The 19136-nt window shown below is 67.2% G+C and carries 14 protein-coding genes; 7 read left to right on the top strand and 7 right to left on the bottom strand.

The genetic code is table 11. From position 1 onward, the window contains the following. Window positions 1–23: 23 nt before the first annotated feature. The 7 genes from H7F49_RS04200 to H7F49_RS04170 form a co-directional block, all read right to left on the bottom strand. Complete coding sequence (locus tag H7F49_RS04200) at window positions 24–917, bottom strand: ribose-phosphate diphosphokinase (protein WP_185682311.1); 894 nt, start codon at window positions 915–917, stop codon at window positions 24–26. Then, window positions 914–2398 carry a thymidine phosphorylase family protein gene (locus H7F49_RS04195; protein WP_185682310.1) on the bottom strand — a complete coding sequence of 495 codons (1485 nt, stop codon included), beginning with the start codon at window positions 2396–2398 and terminating at the stop codon, window positions 914–916. The genes H7F49_RS04200 and H7F49_RS04195 overlap by 4 nt, the downstream gene beginning before the upstream one ends. Before the next feature lie 15 nt (window positions 2399–2413). After that, window positions 2414–4015, bottom strand: coding sequence for an MBL fold metallo-hydrolase (locus H7F49_RS04190; RefSeq protein ID WP_185682309.1), 1602 nt, complete (start codon window positions 4013–4015; stop codon window positions 2414–2416). A gap of 147 nt (window positions 4016–4162) precedes the next feature. Beyond that, window positions 4163–5014, bottom strand: coding sequence for a sulfate adenylyltransferase subunit CysD (cysD, locus tag H7F49_RS04185; protein ID WP_214647651.1), 852 nt, complete (start codon window positions 5012–5014; stop codon window positions 4163–4165). 69 nt (window positions 5015–5083) lie between these two features. Continuing rightward, entirely contained in the window at window positions 5084–5926 is an 843-nt protein-coding gene (locus H7F49_RS04180) for a DUF6671 family protein (RefSeq protein WP_185682307.1), read from the bottom strand. Window positions 5927–5931: 5 nt separating this feature from the next. Then, window positions 5932–8325: a YbcC family protein gene (locus H7F49_RS04175; protein ID WP_185682306.1), complete on the bottom strand. Its 2394-nt coding sequence runs from the start codon at window positions 8323–8325 to the stop codon at window positions 5932–5934. Further along, complete coding sequence (locus H7F49_RS04170) at window positions 8325–9821, bottom strand: proton-conducting transporter transmembrane domain-containing protein (protein ID WP_185682359.1); 1497 nt, start codon at window positions 9819–9821, stop codon at window positions 8325–8327. The genes H7F49_RS04175 and H7F49_RS04170 overlap by 1 nt, the downstream gene beginning before the upstream one ends. Window positions 9822–9936: 115 nt before the next feature. On the opposite strand from H7F49_RS04170, the gene H7F49_RS04165 reads away from it, so the two are divergent. The 7 genes from H7F49_RS04165 to H7F49_RS04140 all read left to right on the top strand — a co-directional run bounded on the left by H7F49_RS04165 (window position 9937) and on the right by H7F49_RS04140 (window position 19101). Then, window positions 9937–10830, top strand: coding sequence for a LysR family transcriptional regulator (locus H7F49_RS04165; RefSeq protein WP_185682305.1), 894 nt, complete (start codon window positions 9937–9939; stop codon window positions 10828–10830). A 49-nt stretch (window positions 10831–10879) separates the two neighbouring features. Then, complete coding sequence (locus H7F49_RS19755) at window positions 10880–11008, top strand: hypothetical protein (protein WP_268958934.1); 129 nt, start codon at window positions 10880–10882, stop codon at window positions 11006–11008. Between the two features lie 104 nt (window positions 11009–11112). Beyond that, window positions 11113–12138, top strand: coding sequence for an EAL domain-containing protein (locus H7F49_RS04160; RefSeq protein ID WP_185682304.1), 1026 nt, complete (start codon window positions 11113–11115; stop codon window positions 12136–12138). 366 nt (window positions 12139–12504) lie between these two features. Then, on the top strand, window positions 12505–15249 hold the full coding sequence (locus tag H7F49_RS04155) for a S8 family peptidase (protein WP_185682303.1): 2745 nt from the start codon (window positions 12505–12507) through the stop codon (window positions 15247–15249). A 205-nt stretch (window positions 15250–15454) separates the two neighbouring features. Beyond that, entirely contained in the window at window positions 15455–17815 is a 2361-nt protein-coding gene (locus tag H7F49_RS04150; protein ID WP_185682302.1) for an ATP-binding protein, read from the top strand. Continuing rightward, window positions 17812–18261 carry a response regulator gene (locus H7F49_RS04145; protein ID WP_214647639.1) on the top strand — a complete coding sequence of 150 codons (450 nt, stop codon included), beginning with the start codon at window positions 17812–17814 and terminating at the stop codon, window positions 18259–18261. Before H7F49_RS04150 ends, H7F49_RS04145 begins: the two co-directional genes overlap by 4 nt. A gap of 207 nt (window positions 18262–18468) precedes the next feature. Then, on the top strand, window positions 18469–19101 hold the full coding sequence (locus H7F49_RS04140) for a hypothetical protein (protein ID WP_185682301.1): 633 nt from the start codon (window positions 18469–18471) through the stop codon (window positions 19099–19101). Window positions 19102–19136: the final 35 nt, after the last annotated feature.

The following is a 19136-nucleotide window of genomic DNA, read 5'->3' as shown; positions in this document are numbered from 1 at the left end:
CGGACCGGGGTGCCGACATCATCCTAGGCCAGCCAGCCGGCATCGCGCACCGCTTGGCCGAGGACGGGGGCGAGAGCGATCGAGGCCACCCGGCTCGCCACGGAATCGGTCGCCCGGATGCGGGAAATGCCGCCAGCGGCCAGCCTGTCGAGGTCGGCGTCCGCTGCCAGCACGTGAGTGGCCAGCGCCTCGATGCTGGTGGCACCCGCCTCGCGCAGGAGCTGCGCGCAGGCCAGCAGGGTTGTCCCGCTCGAGATCAGGTCGTCGACCAGCACGACTGGCCTGCCTTCCACCGCGGCGAGCCCGGGAACCCGCAAGACCACGTCGCGGTCTCCCTTGCGGACCTTTTCGCCGATCAGCACGTCCAGGCCCAGGGGATGCGCCATGCTTTCCACCCATGGGCGCGATTCGCTGTCCGGCCCGACCAGGATGGTGCGCGGATCGGGGGCCTTGCCGATCGCTGCGGCCAGAACGGGAGCGGCGGACAGGGAGATGGCGGGAATGCCGCGGATCACCTCGTCAAGCCGTGCGATACGGTGAAGATGCGGATCAACGGTCATGACCCCGTCAAACCAGCCGGCCAGCAGCCGGCCGATCACGCGCTGGCTGACGGCTTCTCCCGGATGGAAGGCCATGTCCTGCCGCATGTAGGCCAGATAGGGCGCGATCAGCATCACCCTTTCACACCCCTGGTCGCGCAGGGCCGACGCGGCCAGCAGCAGTTCGACGATCCGCGGGTTGGGATGGTCCAGCGAAGCATAGAGCAGCGCGGTCCGCGCCTGTGCCTCGACCCGCACCAGGCTTTCGCCATCCGGAAAACGGCGGGCTTCCACGGGCTTGACCGGCAGGCGGCAGAGGCGACCAAGCCGCTCCGCCGCTTGGCGCTGCTCGGTAAAGGCGAACAGCGCCGCGGTCATGGCGTGACCAGATAGCCCGAAGTGGCCAGGGCCAGTTCGCTGGCGTAGCCCAGCCCATCCTCGGAATGGGCATGGATGCGATAGAGGGGTTCATCGGCCCGCACCCGTTCGCCGACCTTCCGCAGCAGATCGATGCCCGCTCCCTTGTCCATCGGGGCGCCGGCCAGCCGGGCGATCCGCGCGATCACGTGGCAGTCGATCATGGTCACCACACCTTCGTGGGGTGCGCAGATCTCATGATGGAATTCGCCCGGTTTGAGGACCTCCTTGCGCCGCCCCTGGGCGTCGATCAGCCGCTCCATCGCGGCCAGTGCCTGTCCGGAGCCCAGCAATTCCATTGCCCGGGCATAGCCGCGACCTCCCACCAGAGCTGGATCGAATTCGAGGATGCGGCCGGCGAGCGTCACCGAGCGTTCCCGCAGATCGGCGGGAGCATCGGCATCGTTGCGCAGCACCGCCATGACATCGCGCGCCTCGAGGACGGGACCGATCCCGCGTCCGATCGGCTGGGTGCCGTCGGTGAACACCACGTCCAGGACCAGGCCCAGCTTGTGCCCGACATATTCGAACAGCTTGCGCAGGCGGATGGCCTCGCGCTGGGACCGCACCTTGGCCGTCGGCCCGATGGGAATATCGACCACCAGGTGCGTCGATCCCGCCGCGATCTTCTTCGAGAGGATCGAGGCCACCATCTGCTCGAAGGTGTCAATGCGCAGCGGGCGTTCGACGGTGATCAGGATGTCATCGGCGGGTGACAGGTTGACCCTGCCGCCCCAGGCCAGCACGGCGTGCTCCTGCTCGACCACCGCGATCAGCTTGTCTTCGGCCAGATCGACCGAGGCGAGCACCTCCATGGTATCGGCCGTGCCCGATGGGGAGGTGATCGCCCGGGACGAAGTCTTGGGCATGGTCAGCCCGTGAGCGGCGATGATCGGTACCACGATCATCGAGGTCCGGTTTCCCGGTATGCCGCCGATGCAATGCTTGTCGACCACGATGTCGGCGGCCCATTGCATGCGGCGGCCGGCGTCGGCCATCGCCCGGGTCAGCGCCAGCGTCTCCTGGGTGGTCATGAAGCTGGCGCAGGCGACGAGGAACGCGCCGATTTCCATCGGCGAATAACGGAAGGCGGCAATATCCTCGATGATCTCGCGGATATCGTTGTCGTCGAGCGAATCCCCGTCGATTTTTCGGCGCACGTGCTCCAGGCTGTGCGGGACCGGCGCCTGGCGGAACGAAACCTTCGTGCCTTCGGGCAGACCCAGCCGCCGGAAGGCTTGCTCGCCCAGGCCGATCTCCCCTTTTCCCAACAGCCCCGTGTCGTCGACCAGCGCCAGGGTGGCAAGGATCGTCACCGACCCGTCGCCGATCTCGATCTTGCGCAGCGCCTGGAATTGCTCGGGCGAATATCCGTTGCCCGTGCGGAGCAGAAAGGCGGTGTTGTCAGGGGAGGTATCGATACCGATGCGACGGATCTTCATGCCTGCCACCCCTGCCTAGCGATGGTTGCCCTGACTGCCGCGGGATGAACCGTGGGCGGCAAAGTCGTCCAGAACCCGGCGCATCTCGTCGATGGCGGCCTGGCGTGCCTTGGGGTCGCGGATGTCGCCAAGCCGACGCTTCAGGTTGACCGCGAGATCGGCATAGCTGTTCTGCCAGTCACGACCGACCGCCTGTTGCAGGTCGGATCGTCCGGCCCTGGTGCGGCGTGCGGGCAGACCCGCGGCGAGATCGTAGGTCTCGCCGATTTCAGGATTGATGATCGAAGGGGCCAGGTCGCGGGCCTTGGCGAGCTGGCTCAGGGCCTCGATGGCGCCAGCTTCCCCGTGATTGAGGAACAGGCTGCCCTTGATCGGCCCACGCTGCGCGATCCAATCGAGCAACTCCTCCTGGTCGGCGTGCGCCGAGTAACTGTCGATCCGCCGGATCTGGGCACGCACCATCACGTCGCGCCCGGAAATCTTCACGCGCTGCGCGCCGTCCAGAATGATCCGACCGAGCGAACCTTCCGCCTGGAAGCCGACGAACAGGATTGTCGAATCGCGACGCGGCAGATTGTAGAACAGGTGGTGGCGGATCCGTCCCGCTTCGCACATCCCCGAAGCGGACAGAATGATCGCGCCCGACATGGAGTTGAGCCGGATCGATTCCGCGACATCGGTCACATAGCGGATCGCCGGGTGCGCAAAGACGTTGCGGCCGCCGGTATCCTCCAACCTGTCCGCATACTTGCTGAAGACCGTGGTCGCCTTGCTGGCCAGCGGGGAATCGACGAACACCATCGCATTGCCGATTTCGCCGCGATCGCACAGCGTGGCGATGTCGAGCAGCAGTTCCTGGGTGCGTTCCAGGGCGAACACCGGAATGACCAGATTGCCTTCGCGTGCGCGTGCCGCACGGATTTCCTCGGCCAGCAGGGTGCGGCGTTGCTCGATCGAGACCTTGTCCCGGCGCCGGTCGCCGTAAGTGGATTCGCAGATGACGTAATCGAGCGCTTCCGGGGCGGCCGGAGCGGGGTGAAAGGTCTTGTTGTCCGGGCCAAGATCGCCCGAAAACAGCATGCGCACGCCCCCGGTTTCGAGCTCCACCGAACTGGCGCCAAGAATATGTCCCGAGTTCCACAGGCGCGCTCGAAACCCGGGGGCTGGCTCGAACCACTCGCCCAGCGGCACGGGCTTGGTCAGGCGCCAGGCCGCCATGGCATCGGCTTCCGTATAGATCGGCTCGATCGCATCGTCGCCGATCCGGTCGCGGCGACGGTTGCGCCGGTCTGCTTCGTTCTCCTGGATGCGGCCGGAATCCGCGAGCATGAATTCGAGCAGATCGGCCGTTTCCGGCGTGCACCAGATCGATCCGCTGAAGCCTTCGGCGACCAGCCGCGGCAGCAGCCCGCTGTGATCGATATGCGCATGACTGAGGATCACCGCACCGACCGACTTGGGATCAAAGCCGAGGGCCTGGTAATTCAGCGCCTCGAGTGTTCGCGACCCCTGGAACAGACCGCAGTCGATGAGCACTTTCGACGGGCCGGTCCGCAGTTCGAAACACGATCCGGTGACCGTCCGTGCTGCGCCGTGTATCGTCATCGACGTGGTCATGCGTCCTGCATGGGCGGTGTGAGTGATCCGCGCAAGCGCATTCGGGCCAGACCATCCGCGGCCATGGCCCAAGCGACGGGTTCTGGCCGGGGATCGGGTGCAACGCGGGAGCGCCGGCAAGGCCGGTCGGGACGGGCCGTCAGCCGATCAGAAGTAGCCGGCCTGCTTCTTCTTTTCCATCGATGCCGCTTCATCATGATCGACCGCCCGGCCCTGGCGCTCGGAGGTTGTGGTGAGCAGCATCTCCTGGATCACCTGGCTGAGATCCTGCGCCGAACTCTCGGTGGCGCCGGTCAGCGGGTAGCAACCGAGCGTCCGGAACCGGACGCGCCGCGGGATGATGACGTCGCTGGCGGTGAGCCGCATGCGGTCGTCATCGACGACCAGCAGCATCCCGTCCCGTTCGATGGTCGGCCGTTCCGCGGCAAGGTACAGCGGGACGATCGGGATGTTCTCGCGCAGGATGTACTGCCAGATGTCGAGCTCGGTCCAGTTGGAGATGGGGAAGACGCGGATCGTCTCGCCCTTGGCCTTTTTCGCATTGTAGAGGTTCCAGAGCTCGGGGCGCTGGTTCTTCGGGTCCCAGCCGTGCGTGGCCGAGCGGAACGAGAAGATACGCTCCTTCGCGCGCGCCTTTTCCTCGTCCCGCCGGGCTCCGCCGAAGGCCGCATCGAAGCCGTGGCGGTCCAGCGCGGCCTTGAGCGGATCGATCAGCGTCATTTGCGCATAGAGCCCCGTCGGCGTGTCGAATGGATTGATCCCCTGCCGTTCGGCATCCTCGTTTCGCGCAACGATCAGATCAAACCCATAGCGCTGGGCCATCAGGTCTCGGTGCCTCAGGAGGTCCTGGAAATCCCAACCGGATTCGATGTGCAGAAAGGGGAAGGGTGGCGGCGCGGGGTAGAAGGCCTTTGCAGCCAGATGCAGCATGACGGAGCTGTCCTTGCCCACCGAATAGAGGAACACCGGGTTCTCGGCCTCGGCGACCACCTCGCGCATGATGTGCAGGGATTCGGCTTCAAGCCGATCGAGATGGGTCAGGGCAGGCACGTCCAGGTCCTTTCAGCTTCAGGGATTGCAAGAGGGGCAGTGGCCGGGATCGGCCTTGCGATCGGGGGCGATGCGCTGTTCGGCGCGGTGGCCGCAGGCGCCGCACAGATAGACTTCGGTCCAGGCTTCGTTCGTCGGGCCGTTGCACCATGCGCAGGGGCGGCCCGCGGCGGTCCGGGGCGTCCAATCAGGGTAGGCGCAGGCGGGGCAGCGGGCCTGCAGACGACGGACGAGATCGGCCGTCGCGGCGGCAACCGCATCCATCCTGGTGGGGTTGGCATGGGCCCGCATGTCGCTCTCCAGCCAGACCGGAGCGCCAAGCTCAAACCGCGCGAGGCACAGGGCTTTCAATGCATCGGTCTCGGTCACGCCCTTGGCCAGGACCGGCCCGTCGCGGCTGCCCATCACCACCAGCGCATGGCCCGGAAAGCCGATGGCCTGGGCAAAGACCTCAACCTCTCCCCAGGAACCGGCTTCGGCCTGCCTGAAATTGGTGTCGGTGGTGAGGTGGCGCCCGATCACCGCCTGGCCTGAGGTCCGCTCGACCATGCCTGCCAGTTCGAGGTTCGACGCGATGAACGGGATCTCCGGGTGCGGTCCAAACGCGCCTTCGCTCGCCACGGCGAAGTCGGCCAGCGGCGCCAGGACGAACCCGGCCCGCGCCTTCGCCAGCAGGGCATCGGTCTGGTTGCCGGCGCGCCCGATGTCCCGCGTGAAGGTGCCGAAGCGGTCGGTGTCAACGGCTGGCGAGGGCAGGAATCTCAGGCCAAGCGCGGCAAGGGCGGGGGCGATCACCCGCTCCTTGCCGTGCATGGTCACGATGACCGCCGTCTTGCCGGCAAGGTCAAAAGGCCGGATCAAGGCGGTCAGCCGACCGGTTCGAGACGCGCATCCTCGACCGGTTCGGACGCGGTGGACCGCTCGGCCGTCCATTCGAGATCGCCCGCATACCGCCAGGCCACATGCCCCTGTTCGTCCAGTACGAAGAGATGCAGCCAGCGGTTGTCGAACAGTGCCCGAACGCCGGGGTGGCGTGCCAGGATGTCGCTGATCGCCTGGCGCGGAGCCTCCACACACACGGTCAGCCGCAGCGGATCGTGCGCATAGCCGGTGCCGTCGTGCACCGATTGCCAGGGCAGCCCCGTCCGCAGGGCCCCGCCGTTGCCCTCGACCACGCCCAGCCCGCCGACGACATTGTGGATCAGCTTGTTGCCGCCGCCGAACACGGCGGGAGCGACGGTTGAGCCATAGTACTGGAGACTGATCCAGCTCGCGACGACGACCGGGGCGGTCAGGATCAGTTCGAGCACCTTGAAGCCCTGGTCGATCTCCCACTCATAGTCGTGGAGGAAGGCCCGGCCGGCGAAGGTCCTGCCGATCGTCCGCGATCGCGGTGCGGCGATAAAGGCCTGGCACCCGGCCAGCCCCCACTCGGGGCGAACCTCGGCCCAATCGCGGCTGCGCGCCGACAGACCGGTGCCCGTTGCCGCGCCGGGCAGCCGCAAGGCCCGCTCGGTTCGCGCCAGCATTCCCGCCTGGCTGAGCCAGCGGCGCACCTCGGTCAGATCGATGGCGGTGCCCAGATCCTGTTCATAGAGCGTCACTGCATCGGTGGTGGTATCGTGCAGCGCCGCGACAAACACGGTATCGTCCGGGACGGTGATGCCGCGACCGCCCAGACCGGCCCGCACCTCGGCATCATTCATCAGCGCCGCCACCAGCCTGGCATTGACCTCGCCCGAGTAACCACCGCAGGCCCCGCAGTGCAGCGCGCTGGCATGAGGATTGTTGACCACGTTCGCACCATGGCCGGCGAGCAGCACGATCGGCGCAAAGGTGCCGGTGAGCGACATGGCCCGCAGGATGGTCTCGGCGGCATCGATCCGGGCGGGCAGGTCCAGCCCCGGGGTCAGTCGGGGCGCCGGGTCAGCGGGCGCGGGCAGCGGCTTGCGGGTGAAGGAATCGCCCAGCAGCTTGGCGATGTAGACCGGCCCCGTGGCCTCGACGAAAGCGAAGGACGAGACCGCCGCCAGCTTGAACCGGCCCCAGGCGCGGTGGGCCCGCGACCGGACCCGGGCGGCCCCGTCGGCGGCGCTGACCTGGTCGGTGCCCGCCTGGCTGGTGACCCCCGGGTTCAGCAGCACGGGCAGCCGCAGTTCAACCGTGTCCGAGGCAAAGCGGCGGTGCGCCGCAGTCAGGCCGAAAAAGCCTGCGAAGCCAAGCGTCTGGACCCGCGGGTCGATGCTCTCGAGGGCGCGCCGGAAGACCTCGGACCGCACGTCGATGCAGAAGGCCGCCTGAAGGACCGGGCGATCCCGCGGGACCGGTGCCGGGCTGGGCGAGGCCAGGCGCGCGATCAGCGTTCTTTGCCCGGCGCGCTCGGCCGCCTCCTGCAGGATCGCGTCGATCACGTCCTCGTCATCCGCCACGACCGGCGCGGCATGGGCAGCCACAGCTGCGGCCCAGGCCTCGGCAATGGTCGCGGCGTGAGCGTTGTACAGGGCTTCTTCCCACACGATCCGGATGGCCAGCAGATCGCGGGCGGTCGTATCGTCACCCCCCTCGAGCTCGGCCATCCACAGCTTGTAGCGGCCCGCCTGAGCCCAGCCCTCCAGGGTCATCAGCAGGCGGTGCAGGGCCGTCGGCAGGGCCTCGCCGCTCAGCCCGAGCCGGGTGACCGCGCGCTCGATCGCCGCCGTGGGATCCTCCGGCGCACCGGCCACGTGGCGGGCGAAGCCGGGCAGGCCCAGGATTTCCGGGGTCAGGTCGCGCAGGGCCGATTCCCGCCAGGCGGCATAGGCCGATCCCGCTTGCGGGGCGGCCCAGAGGGCCTGCCCCTGGTCGAACCACCCGGCCGCCCAGGTGCCGATGCGGTCGCTGATGATGCCCGGCCAATCAATGCCGTTCGCTGCGGCCGCCAGATCGGCCACCGTGGGCAGGGCCCGAGGTGCGGGGCGATCCTGCTGCAACGCCGCTCGCAGTGCTGCGGTGCTGCCCGGCTTGCGCGGCGCTGCCGATGCCGCCAGCGCCGCGTCGAGATCCTGATCGGTGATGGTGCCCTGGGCGATCTGCGTGGCGTACCACGCACGCGGCATGGTCACCCGCGTTCCCGCAACCCGGGCGAGCCGCGCGCCCACCGTCGAGAGGTCTTCCCCGGTCTGGCCGAGGAAAGGATTGACGGCGACCGTGGCGGCCAGCGGCCAGGCAGGGGGAATGGCGCGGATCGCGCTGTCGATGGCTTGGATGAGCGTGGCAGTCATCAGCGGATCTCCAGGGTGTTGCCGGCGCGGGGCTTGGCCCAGCCGTCCAGCAGTCGGTCAAACACGGCGTTGGCGTAGAGGCCATTGGCGAGGTGGACCCGCAGGCCGGCCGCGGCGGGATGGTAAGCCCACAGGGGGAACATCGACTGGGCCACGGCGACCCCGCCGAAGCTGAGGACCGCCAGGACGATCAGCGCCCATTCGAGCGGGCCCGGCGCAGGCGTGGGCGGCAGCGTGCCGCTCAGCAGCCAGGTCGCTCCGGCCTGCAGGGTGAAATAGGCGAGGGCGGCGGCCAGGGCATAGCAGGCCGTGGCCCGGGTGAGAGCCCGTGGCGCGGTATCGGCCAGCCCCTGGGCAATCAGGTAGGCCGTGCCGAAGATCAGGATTGCCCCCAGGGCAATGGCCTGGGGCGACTTGGTCCACACGCCGAATGCCAGGCCGACCACGGCGTAGATCCCCAGGGCCAGCACGAAGGCGCGCAGCACGGCCCCCGGGGCGGGCACTGCAACCGGACCGGGACGCCGCGCCGCAGCGATCCGCTCGACCGCGCCGCCCGCGCCGAGGAAGGCATGAGCCTTGTACAGCGAGTGCGCGACAATGTGCAGCAGGGCGAGGGGGAACAGGGCCAGCCCGCACTGCAGGATCATGAAGCCCATCTGCGCGATGGTTGACCAGGCCAGCGAGGTCTTGACCGCCGGCTCGGTCAGCATCACCAATCCGCCGATGATCGCGGTAAAGCCGCCAAGCATGACCAGCGCGGCAAGAACGCCCGGCGCCTGCAGCATGACGTCGGCGAAACGGATGAGCAGGAAGCCACCGGCATTGATCACCCCGGCATGGAGCAGCGCCGAAACCGGCGTCGGCGTTTCCATCACCTCGGTCAGCCAACCATGGGTCGGGAACTGGGCCGACTTCAGAATGGCCGCCAGCGCCAGCAGGGTGGCCGCCGCGATGGCCCATTGGCCCCCGCCGCCCGCCCGGGCGCCGGCCAGGATCGTCTGGATGTCCAGGGCGCCATAGGCCAGCCAGAGGCAGGCCGCCGCACCGATCAGGGCCGCATCGCCGATCCGGGCGGTGACGAACTTCTTGCGCGCCGCCCGCTGCGCTCCCGGCCGGTCCGGGTAGAACAGCAGCAGGCGGTGCAGGAACAGGCTGGTCCCGATCCACGCGGCGACCAGGATCGGCAGAGAGCCCGCAGCGACCAGCAGGATCACGCTGGCGAGCGTCGCGCACAGCCAGCCGATGAAGCGCGCCTGGCCCGGTTCGGCACGCAGGTAGCTGTCAGAATAGCGGACCACGATAAAGCCGATGAAGGTCACCAGCACCAGCATGACGGCGGCCACGGCGTCCAGCCTGGCGGCGAGCGACAAGGCCGCGAGCAGCGAGATCACGGCAGCGGCCTGGGCCAGCCGCGCGGCCAGGGCGGCGCGCCGGTCTCCCAGGGCGAATGCGACCAACGCGGCGACCGCAACCGGCAGCCCGGCAATCCCGTGCATGAAGCTTTCCACAATCAGATTCCCCCGAAACGTCCATCTGGTGGCGGACCTAGGGAGATGCCGGTTGTGCGTAAAATGCATTGAATGGATCATATCGTTCTGATTAAACGAATGCATGCCTGGCCTGAACTACAACCACCTCCGCTACTTCTGGGAAGTCGCGCGCGACGGGAACCTCACGCGGACCGCCGCCCGCCTCAACGTGTCCCAGTCCTCGCTCTCGGTGCAGATCCGCAAGCTGGAGGATCGCCTGGGCCATGCCCTGTTCAACCGGCGCGCCAAGACGCTGCACCTGACCGAGGCCGGCCGTATCGCCCTGGATCACGCCAATGCGATCTTTGCCACGGGAGACGATCTGCTGGGGACGCTCGGTGAGACCGGGCTGGCGCGCGAAACCCTGCGGGTAGGGGCACAGGCCACGCTTTCGCGCAATTTCCAGATCGGCTTCCTGCGTCCCGTGTTCGGTCGCCGCGATGTCGAACTGATCCTGAAATCCGGTAGCGAGGCCGAGCTGCTGGACGCGCTGCGCACCCTGAATCTCGATGTCGTGCTGTCCACCCAACCGCCTCCGACGGACGATCTTTCGCCTTTCGTGGTCCACCGCATTTCCGAACAGCCGGTGGCGCTGATCGGTCACAGCACGTTCACCATCGCGCAGAGCTCACTGGCGGAACAGCTGTCGGACACTCCGATCGTCCTGCCGGCTCGTGGCACGATGGTGCGGACCGGCTTCGACAGCCTGGTCGCAAGACTCGGTGTGCAGCCCAACATTGTCGCCGAAGTTGATGATATGGCGATGATGCGCCTGCTTGCCCGCGAAGGACTGGGGCTGGCGGTTCTGGCCCCGATCGTGGTCGCCGATGAGCTGGCGTCCGGCCTGTTTGTGGAAGCGGCGAAGCTGCCGAGCATTGTCGAGACCTTCTACGCGATCGTCATGCGGCGGCGGTTCGCGAAAAGCGCCCTTACGGAGCTCCTGACGCCCGCCAGGTCGACGGTTCTGCCCGATTGACTCCCGTGGCCCCGGGGCCGCCGATCCGGGCATTGCGAAGGCGCAGGGCATGGCGCGGGTGATCGATCGGCGCGGCCGGCTCGCGCGTGAGGCGCAGCCGGGTGGGGCCGGGTGCCGTCCGATCTCGGCGCTGCTGCGCCGCAAGAGGAACAAGGTCGCGGATGCCGCCTCCCCCTGAATTGCGTGGAATGCCCGCTGCTTAATCGTTCCATAACCTTCTTCGGGCAGAGCAGGACCCCTGCCACAGTCTCTTGAAGCCGGGCCGCACAACACAAGGACAACATGTTCCAGGACTGGATCACGACTGTTGCCGACAGCAAGTTCATGGCCAAGGTCATGGGTGTGCCTGTCGACATTGATGGCATTGCCACCTTCGTGATCGGCATGACGTTGGGCATTGCAGCTACGCTTGGCCTTGCCGGCAGCCACCGAGCGGCCGTCCTGCGGCCCTGGGGCCGATGGCTCGACCAGGCTTCGTCGGCCGGTCGCGCTTCCAGCACCGGGGGCTCGCCGGGCTCTCTGGGGCCGGCGATCAAGGCCGCGATCCGCACCGGCGAACTGCAATTGCACTACCAGCCCAAGTTGGATTGCCGGACGTCGAAAATCTGCGGCGCCGAGGCCCTTTCGCGTTGGACTCTACCCGATGGCACCGCGCTGTCTCCGCAGGAATTCGTTGCGCAGGCCGAAACCGTCGGGGGCATTTCCGACCTGACGGTGTGGACGATCGAGCGCGCCTTGCGGGACGCGCAGGAACTCGACGCGGACAAGCTGGGAGGGGCGATATTCGTCAACCTCTCGGCCAGGTTGGTGACATCGCAATTCACCGAGCGGTTGATCGCCCTGGCCGGCACCAAGGCCTGCCGCCTTGGTCTGGAAATCACCGAGACGGCGGTGCTGGATAATCCCGAAGAGGCGCTGCACTGCCTTAACGCCATGCGCGATGCCGGGATCGCCCTGGCCATTGACGACTACGGAGCCGGGCTGTCCTCGCTCAGCTACCTCAAGCAAATCCCGGCCGAAGAACTGAAGATCGACCAGAAATTCATCCGCGGCATCACGCGCAGCCATCGCGATCCCATGATCGTGCGATCGACGATCGATCTGTGCCACGGCCTTGGCATGAAAGTGACCGCGGAAGGCGTGGAAGACCAGATGACGGCATCCCTGCTGGGCGTCATGGGCTGCGACATGATCCAGGGCTACTTCATTTCCAAGGCACGCCCGCTTGAGGGGCTGCGGCAATTCATCGAGCAGGAACCCACTCTGGCGCTGCAAGTCCCGAAGATTCGCAAACGGGTCGGGACCTGAAGGCATGGCAGCGGGCGCCTGCGGGACGCCCGCCCCGGGGTTCGGAGCATTCAGCCGACATCGCAGGGAATCGCGACGCACGGTGTCGGTCGCGACCATCGGGCCAAGGATAATCCCATAGGGTGACCGGTCGAATCAACTTAACCGGGTTCCCAAGGACATTCGCAAGACACCCCGCTGCATAAGGGCTTCACTTGGAAATCCATTTCCAGAGGGGCAATTGTGATGCGAGCAAAGCTGCTTTCGGGAGTCGCAGTGTTTCTGGCCTGTGCGCCGGCCGTACCCGCAGTCGCCCAGCAGGCCCCGTCGCCGGCCCCCACGACCGCCCCAACGACGTCCGCCGCGACGACGTCCACCACACCGACGATGACCAACGCGAAGTTCATCCAGCCGGTCTACAAGAACATCAGCACCTTCCAGAGCGGCGTCGAGCCGCTCTACAAGAACATCAGCACCTTCTGGAGCGGGCTCGATCCGCAGTACAAGAACATCAGCACGTTCTGGGGTGACCTGAACCCCTTGTACAAGAACATCGCCACGTTCTCCACCGGGCTGCCCAACCAGCAGATGATCGGCAGCTTCTGGAACACCAACGGCCCTCTGTGGTCCCAGTCGATGGTGATCTGGGCGAAAATCGACGCCGGCACCGCCACAGCGGCGGACCGGGCGCAGCTGGCGTCAAACCTGACCGCGGTGGTCAACAATTCGCAGACCTTCTGGGGGCCTGCGGTCACCGCACGGCTTGGCGGGACCTTCCAGTCCAGCTTCCAGACCCCGCTGTTCAGCAAGTACGGCATCGCCGGCACTTCGCCGCAGAGCCTCACGGCGCTGACCGCCGACAAGCGCGCGGCGTTCTTTGTCGAATGGTTCGATGGCCTGAACGGCTTTTCCGGCTACGATCAGATCGACAACTGGATGTTCCAGGCCAAGTGGTCGCCGGCTCTTACCAACGTGCAGGGGCGCGGCACCGGTGTGACCATCGGTCTCGTCGACACCAGGCTGGCAGGCGATGCTGACGTGCTGGCCCGAGTGACCTACAGCGGGGGCACAACCACCTATTCCAATGTACACGGGACCGCTGTTGCCAGCCTGATGGTGGCGGCGCACGATGGTCGCAACATCATGGGGATCGCCCCGGGGGCCAACATCGCCTTCTACAATCCCTATGATGCCAACGCGTCATCATCGTGGAGCACGGTCGGCAAGGGCATCGACGCTGTCGTCGGTGCTGGTGCCAGTGTCGTGAACCTGTCCCTCGGTGAGCCGGGTCTGGCCTTCTCGCCGAAGTGGGACACGGCGATGAAGTCCGCCAGCAAGGCCAGTCAGGCGCTCTTCGTGATCGCCGCCGGCAATGATGGGCTGACTCAGACCACCAACGTGCCATGGACAGCCGCCAAGGGCGTTCCCTTCCTGGTGGTCGGTTCGGTCGATGCCAACAACCAGATTTCGAGCTTCTCCAACCGCCCAGGCGAGGCTTGCCTGATCGTGCAGGGCCAGTGCGGCCAGACCGCTGCGTTTGGCTCCGGTGGGCCGCTGAAGAACTACTTCCTCGTGGCCCCCGGCGAGAACGTGCTCGCCTCGAACGGCGCCGGTGGAGTCGCTCGCTATTCGGGGACGTCGCTCGCCGCCCCGCTCGTCACCGGCACAATCGCCCTGCTCCAGGGCCGCTGGCCATGGCTCAAGAACTTTCCGGCGGAGACCGCGCAGATCATCCTGCGTTCGGCCAGGGACCTGGGCGCGCCGGGCGTCGACCCGGTCTATGGCTGGGGCATGCTGGACGTAGAGGCTGCGCAGGCGCCGCTCAACTTCAACAACCTCGTCTACTACACCGTGGCCAGGGGCGTTTCGACCCCGCAAAGCGTGTCGGCGGTGCGCAGCAGCACCAATCGCGCGGCCTGGGCGGCCCAGGGCGCCTACATCAGCGCCTTCGAGACCATCGGGGGCACCAACCGGGACTTCCTGGTCCCGCTCTCGCCCAGTCTGTCGGGGACCAAGGTCGGCTCGGTCTACTTCCAGGACTTCGTGTTCAACCGTCTGGTGGCCTGGGCGAGCGCGCCCGCGCTCACCAGCGTTGGTGGGCACCTCTCCCTCAGCGACACCGGGGTCGCGACAGCGATGCCGGTCAGCCCGGGTTTCAAGATGGCGATGCGCTCTCGGCTCGTTCCGATCGGCCCGACCGAGCGGTCGGTGCGCAACTTCCGTGCAGAAAACAGCCTGACCATCGGCGACGTGCAAGACCGTTTCAGCCTGACCGTTGGCCAGGGGTCGAGCGCGACCACCACCTTGCAGTCGGGCTTCGGGCTGGAAAGCGACTATGCCCCGCTCGATGGCGGTGTGAACCCGATCGCCGGCTTCGCCTCTGGCGGCGCGCACATGCGCGCAACCGTTGCGATCCGGGCGGACCTGCGGGTCAGCTTCAGCAACAGCCGGTCGCGTCGCGACGCGCTGGGTGACACCCTGCGCGGCGCCGGCAGCGAGGCCGTGGTGCTGGACGCGAACTACCGCGCCACGGCGCAGAACGTCCAGATCGACTATGCCCCGCGCCGCTGGCTCAGCCTGAGCACCACCTACACGCTTCTGCGTGAGGAGAGTGGACTGCTGGGCGTCGGCTCGAACGCGGTGGACGGTCTGGTCGGCGCGTCGCGCACCGAGGCTGTCACGGTCGGGGCCAGCGTGGAACCCATGCGCGGCCTGCTGCTCTCGGCCTCGGGAACCCAGAGCCGCAGCCGCAGCCGCGACGGCGGTGCCGCCCTGCGCACCGGAGCCAGTGGCCTCGGCGCCTCGGCCTATGCGATTGCCTTGGCCAAGTCGGGCATCGTGCGGGCTGCCGATCAGGTTCGGCTCTCGCTGACCCAGCCGCTGGCCGTGACCCGGGGTTCGGTTGACCTGACCACGCTGGGCGTTGTCGACCGGGAGACCGGGGCGCTGGGCGCGGTGACCCAATCGCTCACCGTGCGCGAACGCCCCCGCCTGGTGGGTGAACTGAACTACGGTCTGCCGCTGCAAGGCGGATGGGGCGAGGTTTCGCTGTTCGGCCGTGGTGATTTCCGGAGCGATGCCCGCAATGCCCAGGGCGTTGCGACCGGCATGCGGCTGAGGCTGGCGTTCTGATCGGCCCGGTCGACCATCATCAGGGCGTTTACAATTTTTGAAGGATAACTGGCGCATAGGCAGGGCCAACCGTTTGGACCTGTCTATGATGCGCAATGCGCTTGCCTGGTTGATGCTTGCCTGTTTTGCGGTTTGGGCCTTGCCCGCGACCGCAGGCACTCAGACGGCACAGTTCGCGCAATCGATTGATGCATCGCGCGCGACGATGCTGTCCGATCCAGCCCAGGCTCTCAGCCATGCCCGGAAGGCGGTCGCCTCGGCCGGAACCATCGCCGATCTGCGCGAGCGGCGCCTGGCCGAAACCCAGGGACACTGGCTCGAGGCGGAAGCGCTCAACCGGACCGACCAGCCTGACGCGGCCGAAGCGGTTGCAATCGCCGCCTTGCGGGTCGTCGAGCAGTACGACGCCGGATCGGCGCTGAATGGCGATCTCCTCGCGACGATCGGCCAGATCGCCCGCGCCAAGGGGGATGTCGTCAGCGCCCTCTCGGACTACCAGAAGGCGTTCCGGATCTTCGAGGCCCAGGGCCAGCGCCGCAGCCAGGCCAAGGTCCTCCAGTATATCGGCACGCTCTATTTCGATGCGGGCGATTTCGAGCGAATGCTCAAGTACTACGCCGATTCCGCCGAATTGTTCGACGATCCGGCGATCCGCGTGGCCGCGCGCAACAACCAGGGCGACGCGCTGGTCGAGCTGAAACGCTACGACGAGGCCTTTCTCCAGTACCGCCGCGCGCTGGAGATCGCCCGGACCATGGAGAACGAGGATCTCGTAACGAGCATCCTGACGAACATGGCGACCGCCTATGCGCGGGCCGGGAACCTGGGTACGGCGCGGCGACTGGTGGCCCAGGGTCTGGCGTCGCCGGGCGCGCGCGATCCCGATCTGGCCGCCTTCCTCCATGGTGTGCAGGCCCAGATCGACTGGGCCAGGCACGATACCGCCGCGGCGGTGGCCAACCTCAACCTGCTGTTCAGGGGGCAGGACCCGACGAAGACGAATTACGAGTACGCCGAGTTTCACCACCTGGCGAGCAAGGTCTATGCCGCGGCCGGGGACTATCCGCTCGCGCTTGCCCATTCGCTGGCCTATCAGCGGCTGGATGAGGAGCGTCGCGCGGTCATGGCCTCGACCAATGCCGCGCTGATGGCGGCCCGGTTCGATCTGGCGAACCAGGAACTCAAGGTCTCGCGCATCAAGGCCAAGAAGCTTGAAAGTGACATCGCGCTGCAGAAGTCGCGCGAGCGCTACGATCGGCTGGCGTTCATCGGGCTGATGACGCTGCTGGCCATCGCTGGTCTGGTGGTGTTCGGTCTCGCCAAGGCGCTGCGGACCATCCGCCGGAGCCGCAACGAGGTGGCCATGGCGAACATCACGCTGCAGCAGACCAATGAAGAGCTGGAGCGCGCGCTGGATGCCAAGACCCGGTTCCTGGCCACCACCAGTCACGAAATCCGCACGCCGCTGAATGGCATTCTGGGCATGACCCAGGTTCTGCTGCACGATCAGAGCCTGGCCGGGGTCATCCGCGAACGGATCAAGACCGTCCACGATGCCGGCACGACGATGAAATCCCTGGTCGACGACATTCTCGATGTCGCCAAGATGGAGACCGGCGGGGTCCATGTCGAGCGCGAGCCGACGCGGCTGCATCCGCTGCTGAACGGGGTTGCCGACCTGTGGCAAAGTCAGGCCGAGACCCGCGGGATCAGGCTGAGGGTCGATCTGGCCGGCTGTGCGCCAATCGCCATGTGCGATCCGCGTCTCGTGCGCCAGATCACGTTCAATCTGCTGTCGAATGCCGTGAAGTTTACCCGGGCTGGCGAGGTCCGCCTGGTTGCCACGACCTCTGGCGGCCGGTTGCAGATCGCCGTGTCCGACACCGGGATCGGGATTGCCGCGGAACATCTCGAGCTGATCTTCAAGTCCTTTCAACAGGTCGATAATTCGACCCAGCGCCAGTATGGCGGGACCGGACTGGGCCTGGCGATCTGCCGCAATCTCGCACGGGCGATGGGCGGTGAGATCGAGGTGATCAGCGAGGAGGGCAAGGGATCGACCTTCACAGTCGTCCTCCCATTGCCCGAAGACGGCATCGCCGGTCCCGAGAGCGCTGCACCCGCCAGCGACGTCCCATCGGACTTGTCCCGGGCCGTGTCGCCGTGCACGGTCTTGCTGATCGAGGCAAACCCGCTGAGCCGCAATGTGATGACCAAGGCGATCGGAGCCGACGGGATCGAGGTGGTCGGCTGCGACAGCGCTGACGCCGCGGTGGCCGCAGCCGGCTCCGGGATTGCGCTGGTCGTGGCCGACGTATCGTCGTCAGGTGGCTGGGACGCCCTTGCGGCGCTGGCGGCGCGCTGCGGCTGGGCCGGCGGCCAGGTGCCGCTTCTGGCGCTTGTCCAGGGCGCCGCCGACGCGGATGCCGAGGCCGCCGCAGCCGCGATCGGCGGTGTCACGATTCTCTGCCGCCCGATGTCGGCGGCAACCCTGCGATCGACCATTGCCGCCAGCCTGCCGACGGCAGACCACCCCACCCCTCCATCAGCACGAGCTGCAGCATGACCTACCATAGCCCCACCCCCACGGCGCATGAGGCGGACGACGTTCAGGCGATCCCCATCAAGGCGCTCTACATCGAAGACGATCCGATCAACCGCCTAGTGGTGAAAGACATGCTGGGCGTGGTGGGCATTGGCTATGAAGAGGGCGTCGATGGCCCGGACGGCATTGCCAAGCTGGAGCACGACGAATTCGATATTGTGCTGGTCGATCTGCGGATGCCCGGCATCGACGGGCTGGAAGTGACCCGACGCATCCGGGCCCGCTCCGATGCCAAGGCAACGGTCCCCATCGTGGTAATCACCGCCGATACCGGGACGGGGATCAAGCAGGCATGCTTCGACGCGGGGGCGCAGGACATGCTGCTGAAACCGGTCGCGATGCAGCCGCTGATCGATACGATTTGCTTCCAGGTGCTCGAATCGAACCCGGACACGGACATGATCTGACGGGCCACGGCGGCGGGGGCTGGGCAGGCGAGGCGAGACCAGGCCAGGCCAGGCCAGTTCAGGCCTCCGACCGGCCATCGCTCGCGTACGGCCAGCGGCCGGCGGCGGGAGGCGGCCGTCTCGCGACAGGCGACCGCCGGGCCGAAATGGGCTAGAGCGCGTCGGGGCGACGGATATCGTGGCTCGGTTCGGCTTGGGGGAAGCACGATGAGGCGACTGGGAATCATGGCCGGGATGCTCGGCGCTCTGGTCACAGGCCCGGTGGCAGCGGAGCAGCCCTCCCGCCCGCCGATGCCCGAATGGCAGACCCAGTCCGGTCGGTGCACGTGGCGGTGGCAGGAGGCCGCCGGGGTGGGGCTGTGGACCGAGGTTTGCCGGCTGGGGACCGGCACCTGGCGGATCGGATGGGACCGGACGCGCCAAGCCTTTGTCGAGCGTCACAACGGGCGCGTGACGCGGATCGTGGTCGAAGCCTGGACGATGGACCCGGACGTTGGTGTCGCATCGCTCACCGCACAGCTGATCGCTTCGGGACACCTTCCGCCCGCCGCCCCTTGCCGCTGGCAGAGCCTCGCGGTGCGGGCGGCGCCGCGCACCACCAGCTTCCATGCCTTGACGCCGCTCGATCCGAACGCCCTGGCGCCCACGGCGACCGGCGACATTCCCGATCCGGTCTGTGGGCCTTACGGCGTCAGCACCCATGGCCTGCGCTACGTCATCACCGACCTGCGGTGGGGCGCGCGGGCGATCTTCGTGGACGAAGGCCAGGAACGCCCGATGTTCGCGCCGGACCGGATCGTCGTGCGCCCTGGCGCGACACCCTCTGGACGGCAGCCGTAAGCCTGGCACACCTGCCGTGTTGCGAGGGGCCCCGC

Origin of the sequence: Novosphingobium aerophilum (assembly GCF_014230305.1) — a bacterium.
In the GTDB taxonomy this organism is placed as follows: domain Bacteria; phylum Pseudomonadota; class Alphaproteobacteria; order Sphingomonadales; family Sphingomonadaceae; genus Novosphingobium; species Novosphingobium aerophilum.
The sequence above is the reverse complement of the archived record's forward strand: the minus strand, read 5'-3'. Positions and strand labels throughout refer to the sequence as shown.